A 3,556-nucleotide genomic window follows, 5' to 3' on the forward strand; every position below is an offset into this window, starting at 1 on the left:
CAAGGCCTTGACACCAAATCCCCTTCTCTTAGCTTTACAACTAGGCTCAACAGGCACCACTCTGCCAAATAAATTGGCCCATTTTTAGAGAAGTTGGTTGACAAATGGTAGAAAATTTAAGCGAGGCGATAGATTTTTAGTTTTTACCCAGCCTCTGTGTTCAATTATTAAATTCTACAGTTATTGAATCATACTAAACAGATAAGGATTTCTGAGAATCTGGATGAAACCTTCACTAAAAATTAAATATAACCGCTAACTATATTCTAGTCCCCATTACAGTTGACAAAGAGGCAAAAAATCTAGGAAACTATAGGTTTTAGTTTCCTAGATTTTTTTCTAAAGTAAATCCTCAATCAAATCATCCACTTGATCTTGTTGGGCTTGAGGAGTAATTTCTGTAATTCGGATACCTGCTACAGCTCTCTCCACTAATCCATCCACATCTAATCGTTGTTCATACTGCTCAACATTCTTTATTTTTGGATTCGTTTTGGGACGATCAGGTGCAAATATCGTACAACAATCCTCAAACGGTTGAATCGAAATATCAAAAGTATCAATCTCTTGAGCTATTTCGATAATTTCCAATTTATCCATAGTTACAACTGGACGGATAATAGGTGTTGTACTAACAGCATTAATAGCCAGCATACTTTCAACAGTCTGACTCGCAACCTGCCCTAGACTTTCCCCATTGACAATAATCTGTCCATTACGAACTTCACGAATCTTGTCTGTAATCCGCAGCATAAAACGACGGGTCAAAGTCATCAGATAGGCTTCTGGGGCCTTTTCTTTGATTTCTTCCTGAATCTCAGTAAAAGGAACCTCGATAAATTGAATATTTCCACCGAACTTAGTCAATTTTCTTGTCAAATCATGTGCTTTTTTCAAAGCCCCTGGACTTGTATAGGGAGGACTTGCAAAGTGTACCGCTTCAATTTCAACACCCCGTTTGAGGGCTAAGTAGCCTGCAACTGGTGAATCAATTCCTCCTGATAACATAAGCATTCCCTTACCAGAAGTACCAACTGGTAAGCCCCCAGCTGCACGGATACGCTCATGTGTCAAATAAGCTGCCTCTTCTCGAATCTCCACTTGAAGATTGATATCTGGTCCCTTCATCGCAACTTGAGCGTATGGGAAATGATGAAAAACAACATCCCCCAATGTTACATTTAATTCACGGGAATCCTGTTCGAAACTGTGATCGCTTCGCTTACTTGAAATTTTAAAAGTCATGCCTTCCTTATAAATAGACGACATAATCTCTAATACTGCTGCTTCTAAAGCTGGAATAGACTTCTCAACCTTATAGACAGGTGAGAAATTTTGAATCCCGAAGACCTCCTTCAAGTTCTGAGCAACTGCTTCATAATTAGCCCCATTCAAGTAGACATGCGCCCGATCACGATCTGCAGTAATTTCTACTTGGGGAAAAGGAGATAAGACATCCTTGATATTGCGACGAAGTTGCTTAATAAAACGCATACGGTTTTTCCCCTTGGTGGACAATTCCCCGTAACGCACCATAATTTCTGAATATTGCATGTTTAACGTACTTTCCTTGTTTGTTGATAAATCAATTTAAAGGTGGTTAAAAATTGTTCCACCTGTGCCATCGTACTCTCCCGCGAGAAACTCAGACGAACCGCTGAACTAGCCCGATTCCCAGGAATTCCCATCGCAATCAGTGTCCCAGCTGGCTTACCAGCCTTAGCCGAACAAGCACTTGTTGTCGATACAAAAATATCATACGATTCCAAGGCATGTAATAGTACCTCACCTCGGACTCCCTTAATTCCAAAGGTCAAGATATTGGAACTATATCCATCCAAACCTGAAAAAATTTCCACATCCTCATATTGGGATAATTCTTGGAAAAGACTAGCTTTAATAGCTGCCAAACGATTTTGAACCAAGTCCTGCTCTGCCAAACTCAAGCGAAGAGCTTTCGCCATCGCTCCGATACCAGCAAGATTCTCAGTTGTCGACCGACGGTCACCTTCTTGCCCGCCCCCTGTAAGCAAGGGAGACAGCCGTTTTCCCTTTTTGAGAAAAGCAAAGCCTACTCCACGTAACCCATGAAATTTATGTCCCGAAAAACTAGCAAAATCAACACGCTCCGGTAAAAATAAAGATAGGTCCACCTTACCAAGCGCTTGAACAGCATCGACATGTAGGGAAACCTTTGGCCAGGCTTCTAAAATATTGGCAAGTTCTGGAATGGGTTGTATACGACCGATTTCATTGTTCACTGCCATGACCGAAACAAGAATTGTGTCTGGCCGGATTAAGGAAGTGAATTGCTCTAAATCAATCTGCCCTGTCTTGTCGACTGGAATGAGCTCTACCTCGAAACCCTGCTGCGTCAACCATTGCGCAGACTCCGCAATGGCAGGATGCTCCACAGCCGAAATCAAGATATGTCTTCCAAAATCTTGCTTCTCAAAAGCAACACCTTTCAGAATCCAGTTGTCGGCTTCGGTTCCACCAGAAGTGAAGACAATTTCCTGTGGATCCTTCCCGATCAAATCCGCAATCTGTTTCCGAGAGGCTTCCAAAAACCGATGAGCCTGATTCCCAAGTCGATGTAGACTTGAAGGATTCCCCCAAATCTTTGAGGCTATTTCTGTATAAGTTGCCAAAACCTCCGGATAGGGACGGGTAGTGGCCGCATTGTCAAAATAAATCATGCTGACTCCTTGTATTCAATGCTCCTATTATATCACTAGTTTTTGATAAAACGGCATCAAAAGTCATAAATCTTAGCTCCAAATTTACATCTGGAAAACTTTTAGCGAACAACCCACGAATTCTCATCATTCAAGATTCTACAAGCTCGCCAATATTCTTTCCTATAGCTAGTTTTAGAAGGCCTCATCTACCATCATTTAATCAGGTGACTCTAGTTCAATCTTGAATTTTCTCTTGCCCCTAGCTATAATAGGAAGAGTAAAGGAGAACATCATGACAGAATTATCAAGACGTAAAAAACAAAAATCAAAGAAACCAGTCATCGACAAAGAAAAAACCAAACAAAAACTAAATACTGGTCTCAATGCCTTTCAACGAACACTAGCCATTGTCGGGGGTATCCTTGGTTTGATTACGGCCTCTATTACCATTTACACCTTTATGAATCGAAACAATCCGTCAAATGGGAATTCCAACCCCGTTCAAACCATCATTCGCCAAATTCAAGGCAACCCAGAACCAACTAGCTCTAGTAGTCAGGTAGAAACAGGGAATTCTGAAACCATTCCTTCCTCAAGCGAAACACCGACTCCAAGCGAAAGCTCTAGTCAAGAACCCACACTTGAAACCAATAGTTCAGTCACAACAGAGGTACCCATTGCAAACAGTGGAGAAGGTACTGAAACTGAATAATTTTTTAAACACCGAGCAATGGACTGAATCCTAGATTTACAATCGAGTAGGGACTAATGCATAGTCCCTCTCACACCACCGTGCGTGCCGTTCGGCACACGGCGGTTCAGTTAACTTTTAACGCATGTCGTTTTAGGTAGTAATCGAGACAGCTGACCAGTCC

The 3,556-nt window shown here is 41.6% G+C and carries 3 protein-coding genes; 1 reads left to right on the forward strand and 2 read right to left on the reverse strand.

The genetic code is table 11. From position 1 onward, the window contains the following. Positions 1 to 339: 339 nt before the first annotated feature. A complete protein-coding gene (gene thiI, locus ACXM1Q_RS08985) occupies positions 340 to 1,554 on the reverse strand; it encodes a tRNA uracil 4-sulfurtransferase ThiI (protein ID WP_135037924.1) in 1,215 nt (404 codons plus the stop codon). Positions 1,555 to 1,556: 2 nt separating this feature from the next. Beyond that, positions 1,557 to 2,699, reverse strand: a complete 1,143-nt coding sequence (locus ACXM1Q_RS08990; protein ID WP_458517767.1) for a cysteine desulfurase family protein — start codon at positions 2,697 to 2,699, stop codon at positions 1,557 to 1,559. A 274-nt stretch (positions 2,700 to 2,973) separates the two neighbouring features. On the opposite strand from ACXM1Q_RS08990, the gene ACXM1Q_RS08995 reads away from it, so the two are divergent. Then, on the forward strand, positions 2,974 to 3,393 hold the full coding sequence (locus tag ACXM1Q_RS08995; protein ID WP_458517768.1) for a DUF6556 family protein: 420 nt from the start codon (positions 2,974 to 2,976) through the stop codon (positions 3,391 to 3,393). Positions 3,394 to 3,556 lie beyond the last annotated feature (163 nt).

The sequence above is a fragment of the Streptococcus sp. 10F2 genome, assembly GCF_054331515.2.